Origin of the sequence: Azospirillum sp. TSH100, assembly GCF_004923295.1 — a bacterium.
Taxonomy (GTDB): domain Bacteria; phylum Pseudomonadota; class Alphaproteobacteria; order Azospirillales; family Azospirillaceae; genus Azospirillum.
The window spans coordinates 379,005-397,030 of record NZ_CP039636.1 but is presented as its reverse complement, the minus strand read 5'-3'; the positions used below and the strand labels follow the sequence as shown (position 1 = coordinate 397,030).

General features: G+C 67.4%; 15 protein-coding genes. 6 read left to right on the top strand and 9 right to left on the bottom strand.

Features of this window, described 5'->3' with window-relative positions; translation table 11 throughout:
- Positions 1-143: 143 nt before the first annotated feature.
- The gene (locus E6C72_RS19545; RefSeq protein WP_109085802.1) at positions 144-1,307 is read right to left on the bottom strand and encodes an aminotransferase; all 1,164 of its coding nucleotides are present in this window, start codon (positions 1,305-1,307) and stop codon (positions 144-146) included.
- Positions 1,308-1,519: 212 nt separating this feature from the next.
- On the opposite strand from E6C72_RS19545, the gene E6C72_RS19540 reads away from it, so the two are divergent.
- Positions 1,520-2,551 carry a purine nucleoside permease gene (locus E6C72_RS19540; RefSeq protein ID WP_109085803.1) on the top strand — a complete coding sequence of 344 codons (1,032 nt, stop codon included), beginning with the start codon at positions 1,520-1,522 and terminating at the stop codon, positions 2,549-2,551.
- Positions 2,552-2,601: 50 nt separating this feature from the next.
- Here E6C72_RS19540 and E6C72_RS19535 read toward each other — a convergent pair whose 3' ends face one another.
- Positions 2,602-2,892, bottom strand: coding sequence for a hypothetical protein (locus E6C72_RS19535; protein ID WP_109085860.1), 291 nt, complete (start codon positions 2,890-2,892; stop codon positions 2,602-2,604).
- Positions 2,893-2,988: 96 nt separating this feature from the next.
- Entirely contained in the window at positions 2,989-3,468 is a 480-nt protein-coding gene (locus E6C72_RS19530; protein WP_109085804.1) for a hypothetical protein, read from the bottom strand.
- A 562-nt stretch (positions 3,469-4,030) separates the two neighbouring features.
- On the opposite strand from E6C72_RS19530, the gene E6C72_RS19525 reads away from it, so the two are divergent.
- Positions 4,031-5,686, top strand: coding sequence for a methyl-accepting chemotaxis protein (locus tag E6C72_RS19525; protein WP_247875709.1), 1,656 nt, complete (start codon positions 4,031-4,033; stop codon positions 5,684-5,686).
- 27 nt (positions 5,687-5,713) lie between these two features.
- Here E6C72_RS19525 and E6C72_RS19520 read toward each other — a convergent pair whose 3' ends face one another.
- Together E6C72_RS19520 and E6C72_RS19515 are read right to left on the bottom strand one after the other, a co-directional pair.
- A complete protein-coding gene (locus E6C72_RS19520) occupies positions 5,714-7,489 on the bottom strand; it encodes an SLC13 family permease (RefSeq protein WP_109085806.1) in 1,776 nt (591 codons plus the stop codon).
- A gap of 70 nt (positions 7,490-7,559) precedes the next feature.
- Positions 7,560-9,584: an AsmA family protein gene (locus E6C72_RS19515; RefSeq protein ID WP_109085807.1), complete on the bottom strand. Its 2,025-nt coding sequence runs from the start codon at positions 9,582-9,584 to the stop codon at positions 7,560-7,562.
- A gap of 225 nt (positions 9,585-9,809) precedes the next feature.
- On the opposite strand from E6C72_RS19515, the gene E6C72_RS19510 reads away from it, so the two are divergent.
- Genes E6C72_RS19510 through E6C72_RS19500 form a run of 3 tightly spaced genes read left to right on the top strand, consistent with a single transcriptional unit; the run spans position 9,810 to position 12,639 of the window.
- Positions 9,810-10,913, top strand: a complete 1,104-nt coding sequence (locus E6C72_RS19510; RefSeq protein WP_109085808.1) for a hypothetical protein — start codon at positions 9,810-9,812, stop codon at positions 10,911-10,913.
- A gap of 2 nt (positions 10,914-10,915) precedes the next feature.
- The gene (locus tag E6C72_RS19505; protein ID WP_109085809.1) at positions 10,916-12,229 is read left to right on the top strand and encodes a hypothetical protein; all 1,314 of its coding nucleotides are present in this window, start codon (positions 10,916-10,918) and stop codon (positions 12,227-12,229) included.
- Positions 12,230-12,264: 35 nt separating this feature from the next.
- A complete protein-coding gene (locus tag E6C72_RS19500; RefSeq protein WP_109085810.1) occupies positions 12,265-12,639 on the top strand; it encodes a hypothetical protein in 375 nt (124 codons plus the stop codon).
- 34 nt (positions 12,640-12,673) lie between these two features.
- On the opposite strand, the gene E6C72_RS19495 is transcribed toward E6C72_RS19500, so the two are convergent.
- Entirely contained in the window at positions 12,674-13,576 is a 903-nt protein-coding gene (locus E6C72_RS19495) for a DMT family transporter (RefSeq protein WP_109085811.1), read from the bottom strand.
- Positions 13,577-13,732: 156 nt separating this feature from the next.
- Positions 13,733-14,194, bottom strand: coding sequence for an Lrp/AsnC family transcriptional regulator (locus E6C72_RS19490; protein WP_247875710.1), 462 nt, complete (start codon positions 14,192-14,194; stop codon positions 13,733-13,735).
- Positions 14,195-14,348: 154 nt separating this feature from the next.
- Between E6C72_RS19490 and E6C72_RS19485 the strand changes: the two genes are divergently transcribed.
- A complete protein-coding gene (locus tag E6C72_RS19485; RefSeq protein WP_109085813.1) occupies positions 14,349-15,389 on the top strand; it encodes a zinc-dependent alcohol dehydrogenase family protein in 1,041 nt (346 codons plus the stop codon).
- A gap of 46 nt (positions 15,390-15,435) precedes the next feature.
- Here E6C72_RS19485 and E6C72_RS19480 read toward each other — a convergent pair whose 3' ends face one another.
- Together E6C72_RS19480 and gabT are read right to left on the bottom strand one after the other, a co-directional pair.
- Positions 15,436-16,638 carry a CaiB/BaiF CoA-transferase family protein gene (locus tag E6C72_RS19480; protein ID WP_109085814.1) on the bottom strand — a complete coding sequence of 401 codons (1,203 nt, stop codon included), beginning with the start codon at positions 16,636-16,638 and terminating at the stop codon, positions 15,436-15,438.
- A gap of 96 nt (positions 16,639-16,734) precedes the next feature.
- Positions 16,735-18,024: a 4-aminobutyrate--2-oxoglutarate transaminase gene (gabT, locus tag E6C72_RS19475; protein ID WP_109085815.1), complete on the bottom strand. Its 1,290-nt coding sequence runs from the start codon at positions 18,022-18,024 to the stop codon at positions 16,735-16,737.
- Positions 18,025-18,026: the final 2 nt, after the last annotated feature.

Genomic DNA, 18,026 nt, shown 5'->3' with positions numbered 1-18,026 from the left:
AACGCCCCCCGCACCGGTCCGCAATACCGGCTCATAACGTCAGGCGGAGACCGGCGGGGGTGAGGCCGATCTTCACACCAATCGGTTAAGACTTGTCAAATGTTCGTGCAGTTGGCCTATGAAATATTCGTATGTGTAAAGTTCTATCTAGACACGAAACGATTCCGCAGCCGGCCGATGGCGGTGTCGAGCACTTCATCCTTCTTTGAGAAGCAGAAGCGCACGACGTTGGTGGGGGCGTTCTCGACGAAGAAGGCGCTGACGGGGATGGCCGCGACCTTCGCCTCCGCCACCAGCCAGCGGCAGAAGGCCTGATCGTCGCCGTCGAAGCCGAAGCGGGAGATGTCGGCAGCGACGAAATAGGTGCCGGCGCTGGGCAGCACGTCGAAGCCGACGGCGGCAAGGCCGGCGGACAGCCGGTCGCGCTTGGCCTGGAGCCCGGCAGCCAGCCCGGTGAAATAACCCTCCTCCTTGCCCAGCCCGTAGGCGACGGCGGTCTGGAGGTTCGGCGCGGTGGTGAAGGTCAGGAACTGGTGGGCCTTGGCGACCGGCTGCAACAGGTGCGGAGCGGCGGTGACATAGCCGACCTTCCAGCCGGTCAGCGAGAAGGTCTTGCCGGCCGAGCCGATCTTCAGGCAGCGGTCGCGCATCCCCGGCAGGGTCATCAGCGGGATGTGGCGGCGGCCGTCGAAGACGATATGTTCATACACCTCGTCGCAGACGGCCAGCGCGTCGTGGCGCTGCACGAACTCGGCGATCAGCTCCAGCTCCGCCCGGTCGAAGACCTTGGCCGCCGGGTTCAGCGGGTCGTTGATCAACACCAGCTTGGTGCGCGGCGAGAAGGCGGCCTCCAGGTCGGCACGGCTGAAGCTCCAGTCCGGCGCCTTCAGCGAGACGAAGCGCGGCACGCCGCCGGCCAGCCGGACGATGGGCAGGTAGCTGTCATACATGGGCTGGAACAGCACCACCTCGTCGCCCGGATTGATCAGGCCGAGCAGACAGGCGGTCAGCGCCTCGGTCGCGCCGGAGGTGACCATCGTCTCGGTCTTCCAGTCGATCCCGAGGCCATAGAAGCGGCCGGCATGGGCGGCCAGCGCCTGACGAAGCTCGGGCGTGCCCATCATCGACGGATACTGGTTCCAGCCGGTCAGCAGCGCGTCGGCCGCGGCCTGCAGCACGTCGGCCGGCCCGCGATCGTCGGGAAACCCCTGGCCCAGATTGATCGCGCCATGCTCGTCCGACAGGCGGGACATGACCTCGAAAATGGTGGTGCCATAGCTGGACAGCAGCGCGTTGCCCGACTTCACCGGAAGACCTCCTCGTTCCAACGGATGCACAAGATGGCCGCTGCGGGGCGACGCTGTCCAGTGCCCGCTTCCGCAGGGCAGACCGCAGGCGGCGGCGGAGCGGCCATGGATCAACCATCGGATCGTTCCTGCGATCGCGGAGCATTGGAGACGCCCATGGTACGGCTGTTGCATGCTGAGGTACGTTTCCCGTTCCAAGGAGTGCCGGTCCGATGTCCTTCTTCTCCCGTTGCCGCGATGCCGCCCTGTCGGCTCTGCTCCTGTTCGGGCTGAATGGTCCTCTTCAGGCCGCGGAACCGATCAAGGAGCCGGTCAAGGTGAAGGTGTTCGTCGGTTCGATGTTCGAGATCGGCAAGAACACCGGCGACCGCGCCGGCGAGTTCCAGCACTGGTACGAGCGCTATTGGCAAACGGCCGAGCCGATTGCCGTCAAGGGCGCGCTGAATCCGGTCTACTGCAACGCCGACGGCGTGTGCGGGGCGGTGCTGGGCATGGGCAAGGTCAGTTCCTCCGCTTCGATGCAGGCGATCCTGCTGAACCCGCAGCTCGACCTGTCGCAAGCCTATTTTCTGATCACCGGCGTGGCCGGCACCCCGCCGTCGCGCGGCACCATCGGCGAAGTGAACTGGGCGACCTGGGTGGTCGACTATGATCTGGGCCACCGCTGGGCGCCGGAGGAGAACAAGCCGGGCGAGCCGACCTTCATGCCGCGCAAGGGCTATGAGGCGGTGCGGCTGTTCCCGATGAACCCGGCGCTGGTGTCCTGGGCGATGCGGCTGACCGCCGACACGCCGCTGAAGGACAGCGAGTCCGCACGCGCCTACCGCAAGCGCTATCCGCAGGAAACCGCGCAGCGTGCTCCTTTCGTAGGCACCGGCACGCACATGACCGGCGACACCTTCTTCCATGGTCCCGGCATGTCGGCGCAGGCGCAGTACATCGCCAAGCTCTACGGGGCCGACGACTATGTCATCACCGAGATGGAGGCGGCGGCGATCACACTGGTCATCAAGCGGCTGCAGGGCTCCGACCGGGTGATGAGCCTGCGCGGCGCGGTCAATTTCGACCAGGGCAACCCGAACGAGACCACGCTCCAGCATCTGGACCCGAAGCCCGGTGAGACCGCCGGCGGGTTCGCCGAGACGGTGGAGAATGTGGAACTGGTCGGTTCCCGGATGGTCGACCACATCGTCGGCCATTGGGACCAGTGGAAGGACGGCGTTCCGGCCCAGCCTTCCCCGTAAGTCCCGGCCGGGAGACCGCCCGCCCGACCGACCCGGCCGGCGCAGGCGGTTCAGCCGCCGTAAATCTTGCGCAGGCGACGGTTGCGCAGCTTCTGACGGACACGCTCGACCGGGCTGAACATGCGGGGGTAGCGGCGCTTGCCCCGCACGAACAGACGGCGGGCGTCGGCGGAGTTGCGCAGCACCAGCACGCCGCCAAGCAGCATCACCGGCAGGCCGCCGGGACCGGGAAGAGGGGCGATCAGCAGGCCGAGCAGGATGATCGTGCATCCGGCGCCGATCAGGGCCAGCTGTCGCACGCGCGCGAAAGACAGCGTCTGGGCGGTATCGGGAGGACTCATCTGCGGTTCGTCAGGCTCCATGCTTTCCATTCGCCTGCATATGGGCCTGGAGGAGCGGGTCGAAAAGGGGGGCCGTACCTTCGCGTCGGGGGATCGTCAATGCAGCGTGGGCACCGGCTCAGGCGGGGCGCTGCGCAGGCGGGAGGGGTCCAGTCGGCTGAGGGCCGCGTCGCGTTCGTCGGGCTTGGGTTCCCAGCCGAATTCGCGGATCAGCTGGTCGCGGGCGGCGACGGCACGGCGGGACAGGTGGGCGCAGTTGCCCTGGTGGGCGCCCTGGCGCGGCGGCGGACAACGGCGGTCGGCGCAGCTTTCCAGCATCAGACGGATCATCCGCTCGCGCTTGGCGGCGTCGACATAGCCCATCTGATCGAAATAGAGCTTGGTGAAGGCCAGTTCGGTGACGCGGGCTTGGGACTTGCGATCGCCGACGATCACCGCCGCCACCATCTCCACGCAGCGGCCGGCGAAATGCGGCAGCGGGGCCGTGCCATCGTCGGCGCGGTCGAGCAGGCTGCTCGGCAGATCGACCAGCCGGCCGGTCATGTCCTTCACCAGATACCGGCGCCACACCGACATATCAGCCTCCTGTCCGGCCAAGCCGGTCCACAAGCCGTTTCATGGGCCTTGCGATGGCAAAAGCCTACATCAGACTGGCAGGTGACGGAATATCGCAAAGCGGTGGGGCAAAACTGTGGCGCGGAGCGGACCGCCGTCTTGGGCCCGTTTACTCTTGCCGGAATGACCCGGAAGACGATCTCACGACGCCCCGCTTGCTTGTGATTTATGGAGCAAGCCGCCACGGGGCGGGCTCCCACTGATCGCAGCAACGCAAGGATGTCGCGTTAACAGAAATTTAATCCCCATCATTTTGCTGTTCACAACATGCTTCGTTTGTTCACAATAAAATTTTGGTGACACACTGCGATTACAACATTACCGTAATGATCGTTCAGATGTGTAGACACTGATATTTCAGAGGAGTGCCAAGCGAATGAAGATGTCTGTCAGGAAAACAATATTTTTCATGGCACCACTCCTGATTGCCGCCTTCTCCGCCAACATTCTCTCATTCTTTCTTTTAAGCAAAGCAAACGACTCTCTGTCATCTGCGCAGGCAACAAGATACAACTCGTATTTGTTGGCCGACGAACTGCGGCAAAGCTCCGACGATCTGACACGGCTTGCCCGCACCTATGTCATCACCGGCGACGCCAAATACGAAACCCAGTATTGGGATGTGCTCGCCATCCGCAATGGGCAGAAGCCGCGCCCACTGGCCTATCACCGGATCTATTGGGATTTCGTCGCCGCGTCCGGCACCAGGCCGCGCGATGACGGGCCGGCGGTTCCGCTCCAGACCCTGATGGAACAGGCTGGCTTCACCGCGCCAGAGTTCGGAAAACTGAAGCAGGCCCAGGCCAATTCCGACGGGTTGGTGAAGCTTGAAACCAAGGCGATGAACGCGGTCAAGGGACTGTTCGACGACGGGCGCGGCAACTACACCGTCAAGAAGGATCCGGATTTCGAACTCGCCCGCAACCTGATGCATTCAAAGGAATACCACGCCTTCAAATCGCAGATCATGGCCCCGGTCGACGAATTTTACGTTTTGCTGGAACAGCGTACGCACGGGGCGATCGACGCCGCGGAACGCAACGTGACGTTCTACCAGACGGTCACCGTGACGACGTTGGCCCTGCTGGGCATCATCCTGGCTCTGGCCGGCTGGATCCTGATCGTCCGGGTGTCCTCCCCGCTCGCCGTCCTGAAGGGCGCGATGAGCCGCCTGTCGCGCAACGAGCACGGCGTGCCGATCCCCTTCCTGGACCGCAGCGACGAGATCGGCGAGATGGCGCGCGCCACCGACATCTTCAAACGTGGACTGGAGGAAGCCGAAACCGCGCGCTCCACCCAGCAGGAGCGGGACCGGCTCCAGGACGAGGAAAAGCGGCGGGCGATGGCCAAGCTGGCCGACGAGTTCGAGGCGTCGGTGTCCCGCATGGTGGCGGAGGTGCGCGCCGCCACCGGCAGCGTCCAGGAGAATGCGCGCACCCTGTCAGCCACCGCCCAGGACGCGTCCCGCCAGTCGGACTCGATGTCGGAAGCCGCCCTCCACACCACCGAGAATGTGGAGGGGGTGGCGGCGGCGGCGGAACAGTTGGCCGCGTCGGTCGCTGAGATCGCCCGTCAGGTGTCCAGCGCCTCTTCGGTTGCCAGGAATGCGGTGAGCGAGGCCAACAGCACCAACGAAAGCGTGAAGGGGCTTGCCGCCACCGCGCAGCGCATCGGCGATGTGGTCAACCTGATCCAGGTGATCGCCAGCCAGACCAATCTGCTGGCGCTCAACGCCACCATCGAGGCCGCCCGCGCCGGCGAGGCGGGGAAAGGCTTCGCCGTCGTGGCCAGCGAGGTGAAGAATCTCGCCAATCAGACCGCCAAGGCGACCGAGGACATCCAGGCCCAGGTCAGCGCCATCCAGGAGGAGACCGCACAGGCCGTTCAGGCCATCGACGGCATCACCCGGACCATCGGCAACATCTCGAACATCACCGTGGCCGTCGCCTCGGCGGTGGAGGAACAGGGCGCCGCGACCCAGGAGATCACCAGGAACGCCCAGGAGGCGGCGCGCGGCACGCGGGGCGTGTCGGCCAACGTCGACGGCGTCACCGACGCGGCCAACCGCACGCGGCGCTCCGCCGACACCCTGCTGGCCGCCGCCGACACGCTGTCGAGCCAGAGCGCCGCGCTGAGCGGCGAAGTGGACAGCTTCGTGCGCAAGGTCCGGCAGCCCTGAGCAGGGGCTGGGACCGTTCCTCCGCGGTCATCGCGGCACGAGCGGCCAGAACAGGGCGATGGCCGCCGTGCCGATGATGACCACCATGATCGACAGCGGCAGGCCGAGCCGCCAGTAATCGCCGAAGCGGTAACCGCCCGGCCCCATCACCAGCGTGTTGCACTGGTGCCCGATCGGGGTGAGGAAGTCGCAGCCAGCGCCGATCGCCACCGCCATCAGGAAGGCGTCGGGCCGCAGCCCCAGATGGGTGGCGAGGCTGGCGCCGATCGGCGCCATCACCAGCACGGTCGCGGCGTTGTTCAGGAAGGGCGTCACCGCCATCGCCGCCACCATGATCATCGCCAGCGCCCCCACCGGCGGCATGCCCTGCGCCGCCTGCGACAGGAAGCCGGCGATCAGCTCGGTCCCGCCGGTGGTGCGCAGGGTCTCGCTGACCGGGATCAGCGACCCCAGAAGCACGAGGATCGGCCATTCCACCGCCTCGTAGGCGTCGCGCAGGCTGACCACCTTCAGTGCGGTCATCGCCACCGCCGCCCCGAAGAAGGCGATGGCGACCGGCAGCATCCCGGTGGCGACCAGCGTGACCGTCAGCCCGAGCACCGCCACCGCCGCGGCGCGCTTGGGCGTGCGGCCGATGGCGAGGTTGCGTTCGGCCAGCGGCAGGCAGCCCAGTTCCGCCAGCGTGTCGGCCACCGCGGCCTGCCGGCATTGCAGCACCACCAGATCGCCCGATTGCAGGCGGACCCGGCGAAGCCGCTGGCGGATCGGCCGGCCGCGGCGGCTGAGCGCCAGCAGGTTGGCGCCGAACCGCTCGCGCAGGTTCACCTCCTCGATGCTGTGGCCGATCATGGCGGAGCGCTGCTCCACCACCGCCTCGACCACGGCGATGTCGTCCTCGTTCTCCACCCCCTCCTGGTCCTTATCGTGCATCATGCGCAGCCCGGCGCGCTTGACCAGATCGGCCAGCGCTGTGGTGTCGCCCTCCAGCACCAGGATGTCGCCGGCGAACAGCACCCAATGGCCCGACGGCACGTAGCGGCGGTAGTTCTCGCGCACGATGGCGGCGACGGTCACCTCGCTCTCGCCCAGCGCTTCCAGCTCCGCCACGGTACGGCCGACGAACTGCGATCCGGCGGGCAGCCGGGCCTCCGCCGTGTAGTCGTCGATGTTGAAGGCCGGGCCGGCCCCCGCCGCCCTGCCCTTCGGCAGCAGCCGGTAGCCGACCGAGAGGAAGGCGACGCCGAACAGCGCGATCATCAGCCCGACCGGCGTGAAATCGAACATGTGAAAGGGCTCGCCGGTCATCTCCGCCCGCACGCGCGAGACGATGATGTTGGGCGAGGTGCCGACCAGCGTCATCAGCCCGCCCAGCAGCGAGCCGAAGGCCATCGGCATCAGCAGAAGCGACACCGGCGTGCCGGACCGCCGCGCCACCTGCACGGCGATGGGCATGAAGATGGCCAGCGCGCCGATGTTCTTGACGACGGCCGACAGCATGGTCACCGCCCCGGCCAGCACGGCGACCTGGGTCCAGACGCCGCTCATCCTTGCGGTCAGCGGGCGCATCGCCGCCTCCACCACGCCCGACCGGCCGATGGCGGCACTGACCACCAGGGCCGAACCGACGATGATGACGATGTCGTCGGAGAAGCCCTGGAACGCCTCCTTGGCCGGCACGATCCCGACGGCGACCGAGGCCAGCAGGGCGATCATCCCGACGAGGTCGTAGCGCAGCCGGTCCCAGATCAGCAGCGCGATCACCGCGCCGATGATCCCGAACGATAGCATCTGGTCGATGGTCATTGGGAAGGGACGCGTCCTTATCCTGTAATCCGGAGCCGGATCGGACAGGGGAACGCGGATCGTCGTCCGGTCAGCGCGCCGAACCCGACGCCGTCCCGTCCCCGCGGCCATTGCCCGACTTGCCGGAAGCCGGGCCCCCCTTCTCCGGGGACCGGGCGTCCCGCACCAGCCGGCCACACTGTGGCTGCTCATCACTGCCTGGGTCAAGGAAGGGCAGCACGCCGGCCAGGGGCGTCAGCAACACGCCCAGCGCCACCGCCGCAGCGCCGCGCGCCGCCGACTCGGTGGGATCGACGCCGATGTCGGGGTTGCCCAGCGTGCCGCCGACCAGCACCGGGACATGGGTGGCGAAGACCTGCGGCGACTTCGAATCGCCGACGATGCGCAGGTCCAGCGCCTCGTTGCGCAGGCTGATGCGGCCCTTGCCGGTGACCAGTGTTTCCGGCGTGTCGAGCACCAGCGCTTCGACCTGGGCGATGCCGTTCTGCACCGCCATGTTGCCGACCAGGCAGTTGAAAGGCATCGGCTTCGACCCGGAAATGACCACCCCCAGCGTCTCCAGGATGTTGGTCTTCAGCCCCTTGACCGCGAGGCTGGTGACCCGGCCGCCGTCCACCGCGACGCCGATCTTGCCATCAGAGGTCGCCAGCAGGTCGGCCACGGTCCTGCCGGTGCCGGCAAGCTGGATGCGGCCGGCCACCGTGCCGCCGATCTGCCCGGCGAAGGAGGTGTCGCTGAAGAAGGCGGAGAGCTTCATGGCGCGGATGTCCAGGTTGGTGCGCATCGCCGGCACCTTGCCCTTGCCGTCGAGCTGCACCGTGCCGGCGATCCTGCCGCCGCCGATGCCGAGCGTCAGCGGATCGACATGCAGGTCGCCGTTGGCCAGCTTGACCTGCATCTCCAGCCCTTCCAGCGGGGCGAAAGGTGCCTCCACCCGCTTGCCGCGCAGGCGGACGTCCATGTCGGTGTTGCGCAGCTTCTCCACCGGAATCGGCGTCGCCGGGATGACGCGGCCGTTGCCGCGCGTCGGATAATCGTCGCTGCCACGGGGCGAGGCGCCGATCAGGCCGGCCAGATCGAGCGCCGCCAGCCGGTTGGAGGTCAGATCGGCCTTCACCATCGGCCGGTCGCCGCCGGTATCGACCAGCACGTCGCCGGACAGGTCGCTCTCGCCAACCTTGCCGTTCATGCCGCGGAAGGTCCAGACCTTGCCCTCGCGCCCGAGATGGCCGGAGATGGCATAGGGCCGCGTCTTCGGTGTCGGGATGCCGACGATGGGGAAGATCTCCGCCATGTCGTCGCCGCTGAGCGCCACCGACAGGTCGACTCCCTCCATCTTCACCGGCTCGCCCACCGAGCCTTCGATGTGGCCCTTGGTCTTGCCGACGGCGGCGTCGATCTTCAGCGGATAGGGCTTGGGGTCGTCACGAAGATGGAGCAGCGAGCCGCCCTCCACCGCCAGGGTGAAGGGCTTGCCGGCGAAACTGCCCTTGCCCTTCAGCTGCACCGTGTCGCTGTCGTTGCCGCCGGTCGCGGTGTTGATGCTGTTGTCGATGTCGATGTCGCTGGTGGGGTCGCGGTAGTGCAGCCGGCCGTCGGCGATCAGCAGCCGCTCGATCACCGGGATGTCGCCGCGGTTGTCGGGGACTGCGGCTTGCTTCGCGACCTCCTTCTCCGCGTTGGGCGGGCCGAAATTCCAGTTGGCCTCGCCCTTGCCATTCTTCTCCAGGATCAGCTTCGGGCCCTGGACCTTCAACTCCGGCAGTTCCCAATCGCCGCGCAGCAACGGCCACAGGCGCAGCGTGGCGTCCAGCGCCTGGACCTCCGCCATCGTCCTGTCCTGCGCCCATTCGGCGTTGGCGACGCGCAGCCCTTCCAGATGGATGCGGATCGGGCTGCCCAGATGCACGCGCAGGTCGCCGTCGATGGCGACCTCGCGGTTCAGCGCGGCCGAGGCGCGGCGGGCGACAAATCCGCGGGCGTCGTTCCAGTCGAACATCAGCACCAGCGCGCCGATGCCGACGACGACGAGACCGGCGAGGCCGAGCAGACCGTAGCCGATCCATTTCACCACCGATCCCGCACCCGCTTTCATCCCCCCGGCCCTCCGCGCACCGCCCACTCCCTGACAACGGACGAAAGGGCGCAACAGCGGGGGCCGGAGGGGAGGATTACCGCAAGAGATCCGGGCGAACCGTCCGAAGGTGATATATTTACGTTGCCGCTTATATTGGATTTAACGCAAAATTCAGTATCGCAGCGCCGTAATCGACGACAATCCGACTCCGACACTTCCCCGCAGCCACGGCCGCAGGACACGATGCGTTCCCTGACCAATTTCGCCCCGTCCACGTTCGAGGAACGCGGCGCCGCCGTGGCCTTCACCACGCCGGTCCTGTCTCAGACCCGTGTGCGCAAGGACAGCCGCGACCAGCTGGAGGTGCTGGTGCCCAACCTGTCGGAAGGGCGCGGCGTCTATGTGGTTCCGTGGAAGTCGCTGCCGCTGGCCTTCCCGATGACGGTCCACGACCGGATGCTGCACGACCTGATCGCCAAGGCCGACGGCTGCTCGCCCGACGACATCCGCAAGGCGGTGCTGGAGGCGGCGCGCTGCGGTCTGGCCGGCGGCGGCGCGGTGGCGGCGGCCGAAGCGGCGCTGAGCGACGACGAGGACCAGCGGCTTCTGATCAACTATCAGCTGATCGTCGAGGCGCTGAAGGCGGTCGGGCTGGAATCGACGGAGATCCTGAAGGTCGGCCTGACCTCCGCCGAGGGACAGAAGCTGACGCGCGACCTGATGATGAAGGCGGCGCAGCGGCTGACGCTGGAGCCCAAGGAGCTCTACGGCCGCATCGCCGAACTGGCGGTGATGATGGAAGCCATCGGTCTGGCAAGCTCGCCCAAGCCGGCACGGCTGCGGCGGCTGATGCGCGACCTTCAGGGTTTCCGCGACAGCATGACAGACTGGGCGACCGACAACGTGTCGGAAGCGGCACCGATCGGCGGCTTCTGCGCCGAGGTGGCGGAACATACGGTCAACCATGCCCGCAACGTGATCGGCCAGTTCGATCAGGCGATGGCGTCCTTCGAGGTGCTGCTGCGCCAGTGGGAGACCAAGCGGCCGCAGATCCGCAAGGCGTCCAGCCGGCTGTCCTGGCTGCTCGACGGCTGGGAATACCTGATCCTGCTGTGGAACGATGCGCTGACCCAGGACCGCCACACCCAGGACATGGCCGTCCACGACATCTTCCGCGTCATCCCCCTGCTGCCCAAGGACGAGATCCGCGCCGACCAGGCGATGCTGGCCGAGAAGCTGATGTCCAGCCACAAGCGGTCGGTGCGCGCCTATGTCGACTGGCGCAGCGGCCAGCTCGACGTCGATCTGGTGATGCGGATCGAGACGCTCAAAGGGAAGGCGGCCTGACCATGGAGATGAGGGATCTGGTCGCGCTGGGCGACAAGCTGCTGGACATTGACGAGGCCAAGTTCCGGCAGGTCGTCGATCTCCTGGAGCAGATGAACGACCATCCCGACATCCAGCGCACGATCGCCGTGATCCGCCCACGGCTGGTCGAGCTGCGGCTGCACCGCCGGCCGACGCTGAAGCGCCTGTTCTGCGACCCGTTCGAGGATCTGTTCGAGGCGTTGGGCAAGGCCGACCCGGTACCGCTGAGCGTGATCGAACGATCGCTGATGAACAGCCTGTGGCCGCTGGTGGAGGCTGAGGTCGGCAAGGAAAGGCTGCGCACCTACCGCCCCGCCCTGCAGAACGGGCCGGACCGCAAGGCGCTGACAGAGGCCTTCTGGGCGGACTGCGCGGCGGCGGTGGCGAAGATCGCCGAGGGAGCGGTCGCCGGGCATTTCAGCGAAGCGCTCGACCTGAGGATGAATCCCAGCCGGACGCGGGCGCTGTCCGACATCGCCACCATCCTGTCGATCGCGCCGGAAGTGGCGGAGCTGAAGGCGGCGCTGTCGCCCAAGCCGGTGCCGAAGCTGCATGGCGACCATATGGAGGCGATCCAGTCGATCGGGCGCCGGATTTCCCGTGCCAACCCGGACGCGCTGAAGGTCTTCGTGCTGCTGGCCGCGTCGCGCCTGACCGATCCGTCGGTGCTGCTGAGCGGGCTGTGGGACATGGATCTGGGCCAGAAGCCGGCCGACCGCGCCAGCCTGTTCATGCAGCTGAGCAGCACTGTGGTGGCGCAGATCGAGGACCGGTCCCGCCTCTGGCAGGACGCGCCGGCCAGCGACCGCATGGCGGTGGCCGATCTGGCGCTCGACCTCGTCGCCAGCCTGGACGCCACCCGCGCGGCGATGGAGCAGAGCCGCAACAAGGAGTTCGACCAGCGGCTGAAGCAGGTCCGCAGCTCCGTCCATTCCATGGTGAAGACCCAGGTGCTTCAGGACGCCGATGCCGGCATCCTCGCCGCCATCGGCTGCCTGGACAACGGCGCCATTGGGGCCAGCGAAGGGCGGGCCCAGCTCGCCCAGGCGGAGAACCATGCCCGGGCGCTGCGCAAATGCGCGACCATCGCCGATTCGCTGGGGCTGCGCGGCGAGCTGCGGGAGATGACGCAGAAGACCACCACCTCGCTGTCGGAGAAGGCGCAGCAGGCTCTGACCGGTCCCGCCGGCAACAGCCGCACCGGCTACACCGCCATCCGCATGATCGAGCTGATTGCCGGACCGGCCGAAGCGACTAAGATCATGGACGAGATCATGAACGGCGGCCGGCGGTGACTCTTCCGGCCTCTTGCGGCTCGGGGAGTTGGGTGATGGGATCGGGATACAGCGGATGGGAACTGCCGGCGGAGGAGCGCGAGCGCCTGCTGGCCCAGGTTCCGCCGCGTTACGGCAGGCTGGTCGCCCACCATGTCACCCTGGCCTTCGGCGCCGGCCCGGACGAGCCGCTGCCCAGCGCGACCGAGGCCGAGGTGATCGGCTGCGCCGACGACGGCGAAGGGGTTCAGGCGCTGGTCGTCGCCATCGACGGCACCAGCGACCGGCCGGACGGATCGACCTACCACATCACCTGGTCGCTGGCGGACGGGCGGCAGCCGGCCGAATCCAACGACGTCATCCGCGACTATGGCTGGCGCCCGGTGGAGCCGACGACGGTCCGGCTGGTGCCGCGCTATTTCGGAGGCTGAGGCGGGGCCTCGTTTAAGAGGGTGAGGCGGGGCCTCACGGCACCTCCGCCACCCCCTCCGCCGCGACGCCGCGCTTCAGGCGCTGTTCGCGATAGACGATGAAAAGCCCGCTGCCGATGATGAGCGCCGCGCCGACCCCCATGCGGGCGGTGGGCGCCGTGCCCCAGACGGCGAGGTCGAGGATCACCGCCCACAGGATCGACACGTACTGGAACGGCACCACCACCGCCGCCGGGCTGAGCTGCAGGGAGCGGTTCATCATGGCGTGGCCGGCCAGCGCGGTGACGCCGAGCAGCCCGAGCAGGAAGAAGCCGAGCCAGCCCGGCGCCTCCCAGGTCCAGGGCAGCGTCACGCCACCGATCAGCAGGCCGCCGACCATCTGGTTGCCGACCAGCGTCAGGCTGGAGGCGGAGCGCAGGACGCGGGTGGAGATTACGCCGCTGGAGAAGATGAAGGCGCCGAGCAGCGCCACCAGCGACGGCCACAGGTCGAAGCGGCCGGTCGGGTTCAGCACGATGACGACACCGACGAAGCCGACCAGCACCGCCACCCAGCGGCGCCAGCCGACGCTCTCCCGCAGGACCAGCACCGACAGCGCGGTGACGATCAACGGCGCCGACATGTAGATGGTCATCACGTCGGCGAGCGGCAGATAGCCGACCGCCCAGTAGAAGCAGGCGACGTCCACCGTCATCAGCAGAACGCGCAGGACATGCAACGGCAGACGGTCGACGGCGAAGACGGCGGCGACACCCTCGCGCCGGATCATCGGCGCCAGGACGGCCAGCCCGAACAGGCTGCGCACGGCCAGAAGCATGGCGACCGGATGGTCGGCCACCAGCCATTTGCCGAGCGCGTCGTTCAGGGTGAAGAGCGTCATCCCGCCCAGCATCATCAGGATGCCGGCACGGGTGTCGGTCGCGGGTGCCGCGGTCATGGACAGATCCGGGAGTTGGTTGACGGCAGGGTCCGCGCGAACAGGCCGGAGACCTGCGCGGGAAGCGATATTGCGGGATTGACGGACGAACGCAACCCCCGCCCGGCGGGCAGGAGCGATGCGGAAAAACCCGCCGTCATCCGAAAAGGCGGGGTGTCATCGATAGGGCGCCTCCAGAACGGGCAGACGGTTGGTCTCCTTCATCTCCCGCAGGGAGAGGTTCGAGCGGATGCTGGCGACGCCCGGAAGCCGTCTCAGCACCTTGTCGACGAACCCGCTGTAATCGTCGAGATCGCGGGCGACGACGACCAGCAGGAAATCCGCCTCTCCCGTCGTGTTGTGGCAGCTGAGCACAGAGGGGCAGGACCGGATGACCTCCTCGAACGCCGCGGTCACCTCCTCGCCATGCTGGGTGCAGACGATCTGCACGAAGGCCATCACGCCGAAGCCCAGTTTCCGGCGGTCCAGCACGGCCTGATAGCCCCGGATCACGCCGCACTCCTCCAATCGCTTCTGCCGGCGCCAGCAGGACGCCTCGCTCAGCGCCAGCTGTTCGGCGAGCTTGGCGTTGGACAGTCGGCCATCCTGTTGCAGCCTGTCCACGATCGCGGCATCCATTTTATCCAGCGGGTCCATAACGAAGTCATCCTTCAGAATTTCAGGGATTTTCGAGGCATTCTTTCATATCGCCGCACCGTCCGGTTCTCAATTGAAAGCCAATTTCAGCACAACCGCCGTAGAATGACGGGACCTTTCCAGCAGGAGAACCCCCATGAAAGCGGTGGTCTACGAGGCGTTTTCCGCTCCGCCCCAAATCATGACCGTGCCCGACCCGACGCCCGAGCCGCATGGGGTCGTCGTCAGGGTGATGGCGACGGGGGTCTGCCGCAGCGACTGGCATGGCTGGGTCGGCCATGACACCGACATCCGGCTTCCGCACGTTCCCGGCCATGAGCTGGCCGGCATCGTCGAGGCGGTCGGCAGGGACGTGACGAAATGGACGGTCGGCGACCGGGTGACGGTCCCGTTCGTCGGCGGCTGCGGCGCCTGTCCCGAATGCCATTCCGGCAATCATCAGGTCTGCGACCGGCAGTTCCAGCCCGGCTTCACCCATTGGGGGTCCTTCGCCCAATATGTCGGCCTGCATCAGGCGGACATCAATCTGGTGCGGTTGCCGGAGTCGATGGACTTCACCACCGCCGCCAGCCTCGGCTGCCGCTTCGTGACCTCGTTCCGCGCCGTGGTCGACCAGGGCAAGACGTCAGCCGGCCAGTGGGTGGCCGTCCATGGCTGCGGCGGCGTCGGATTGTCGGCGATCATGATCGCCAATGCCGTGGGCGCCAATGTCGTCGCCGTCGACATCGCGGAAGACAAGCTCGCCCTGGCCCGCGCGCTCGGCGCCGTCGCGACCGTGAACGCGACGGAGGTCGGACAGGTCGCCGAAGCGGTCATCGAGATCACGCGCGGCGGCGCCCATGTCTCGCTCGACGCGCTGGGCCATCCCACCACCTGCTTCAATTCGATCGGCAATCTGCGCAAGCGGGGCAAGCATGTGCAAGTCGGCCTGATGCTGGCCGAGAACAGCACGCCCGCCATTCCGATGGACCGGGTGATCGCAAAGGAGCTTGAGATCCTGGGCAGCCACGGCATGCAGGCGCATCGCTACGACGCGATGATGGAGATGATCCGGTCCGGGAAGCTGTCGCCGGAGAAGCTGATCGGCAGGACGATCACGCTGGAGCAGTCGATCGACGCGCTGGTGACCATGGACCGGTTCGAGGGCACCGGGGTCACCGTGGTGACCGAGTTCTGAATGGCAAGCCGGAGAGTCAGTGCTTTCCGGCTTCCCATCCCTGCCCTCAGATCACGCCCTTCTCGCGCAGGGCCGCGATGTCAGCCTCGCCCAGCCCCAAATAGTCCGCCAGCACCGTGTCGGTGTGCTGTCCCAGCGTCGGCGGAGCGGTGTCGTGGACCAGCGGGGTGCCGCTGTAGCGGATCGGGCTTGCCACCGTCGGCACGCTGCCCTGGGTCGGGTGCGGCAGATCCTGGTGGATGTTGCGGGCCTTGACCTGCGGATCCTCGAAGACCGCCGCCAGATCGTTGATCGGACCGCAGGGCACGCCGACCTGCTCCAAGGCACTCAGCCAGTCATGGCTGTCGCGGGTGCGGATCAGCTCCTCCAGCAGGGCGACCAGTTCCTTGCGGTTGGCGACGCGGGCCGGGTTGGTGGCGTAACGCTCGTCCTTCGCCAGTTCGGGGCGGCCAGCGACCGTGCAGAACTTGGCGAACTGGCCGTCATTGCCGACGGCCAGGATGATGTGGCCGTCGCGGGTGGCGAAGGCCTGATAGGGCACGATGTTCGGGTGGGCGTTGCCGAGCCGCTGCGGCGCCTTGCCGCCGACAAGGCAGTTCATCGCCTGATTGGCCAGCACCGCCACCTGCACGTCGAGCAGGGCCAGATCGACCTGCTGCCCCTCGCCGGTGCGGTCGCGGTGGGCGAGCGCGCCCATGATGCCGATGGTGGCGTAGAGGCCGGTGAAGATGTCGGTCACCGCGACGCCGACCTTGACCGGACCGCCGCCCGGCTCGCCATCGGGCTGGCCGGTGATGCTCATCAGCCCGCCCATACCCTGGATCATGAAGTCGTAGCCGGCGCGGTTGCGGTAGGGGCCGGTCTGGCCGAAGCCGGTGATCGAGCAATAGACGAGGCGCGGGTTGACCGCCTTCAGGCTGTCATAGTCGAGGCCGTATTTGACCAGCCCGCCGACCTTGAAATTCTCGATGACGACGTCGGCCTGGGCGGCGAGCCTGCGGACAAGCTCCTGCCCCTCCGGCCGCTCGAAGTCGATGGTGATCGACCGCTTGCCGCGGTTGGTCGAGAGGAAATAGGCGGACTGGTCGCCGGCCCAGGGCGGACCCCAGGCGCGGGTGTCGTCGCCGGCGCCCGGCCGTTCCACCTTGATCACGTCGGCGCCGAGATCGGCCAGCGTCTGCGCCGACCACGGCCCGGCCAGCACGCGCGACAGCTCCAGCACCCGGATGTGCGACAAGGGTCCGGCCAAGGTGTCTTCCTCCTGAGTTATTGCCTCTCCCCCACCCTTAAGTCCCCTCTCCCCGGGAGGGGGAGAGGGTATACAGGGCGGGAGAGAGGGAGCCTATTACGCCGACACCAGTTCTTCCAGGGACCGCTCGATGATGTCCAGGCCTTCGTCGACCAGGGCGTCCGAGGCGGTCAGCGGGACCAGGATGCGGATGACGTTGGCGTAGGTGCCGCAGGACAGCAGGATCAGGCCCTTTTCCGCCGCCTTGGCGACCAGCGCCTTGGTCAGGTCGGCCGCCGGCTCCTTGGTCTCGCGGTCGGTCACCAGCTCCATCGCGACCATGGCGCCCAGGTTGCGGACGTCACCGATCACCGACAGGCTGTTGCGCTGGGCCATGGCGCGGAAGCGGCCGGCGATGCGCTCGCCCAGCTGCTCGCTGCGCTCGACCAGCTTCTCCTCCTCGATGACGTTGATGACGGCCAGCGCCGCGGTGGTCGCCAACGGGCTGCCGGCATAGGTGCCGCCCAGGCCGCCGGGGATCGGGGCATCCATCAGCGCCGCCTTGCCGGTCAGCGCCGACAGCGGGAAGCCGCCGGCCAGGCTCTTCGCCATGGTGACGAGGTCCGGCTCGATCCCGGCATGCTCGACGGCGAACATCTTGCCGGTGCGGGCGAAGCCGGTCTGGATCTCGTCGACGATCATGACGATGCCGTGCTTGTCGCAGACCGCGCGCAGCGACTGGAGGAAGGACGGGCTGGCGATGTTGAAGCCGCCCTCGCCCTGCACCGGCTCGATGATGATCGCGGCGACGCGGGCCGGATCGACGTCGGACTTGAACAGGGTGTCCAGCGCCTTCAGGCTCTCCGCCTCGCTGATGCCGCGATAGGCGTTGGGGAACGGCACATGGAAGATCTCGGCCGGGAAGGGACCGAAGCCGACCTTGTAGGGCACGACCTTGCCGGTCAGGCCCATGGTCAGCAGCGTGCGGCCGTGGAAGCCGCCGGAGAAGGCGACCACGCCCGGACGGCCGGTGGCGGCACGGGCGACCTTCACGGCGTTCTCGACCGCCTCGGCGCCGGTGGTGAAGAAGGCGGTCTTCTTCGGGGTCGGGCCGGGGACCAGCGCGTTCAGCTTCTCCGCCAGCTCGACGAAGCTGTCATAGGGCGTGACCATCGCGCAGGTGTGGGTGAAGCGGTCGAGCTGGGCCTTCACCGCCTCCATCACCTTCGGGTGGCGATGGCCGGTGTTCAGCACGGCGATGCCGCCGGCGAAGTCGATGAAACGCTTGCCCTCGACGTCCCACATCTCGGCATTCTCGGCACGGTCGATGTAGAAGGGCATGCCGGCGGAAATGCCGCGGGAGACGGCTGCCTCGCGACGGGCGACGAAGGACTGGTTGGTGGTCATGG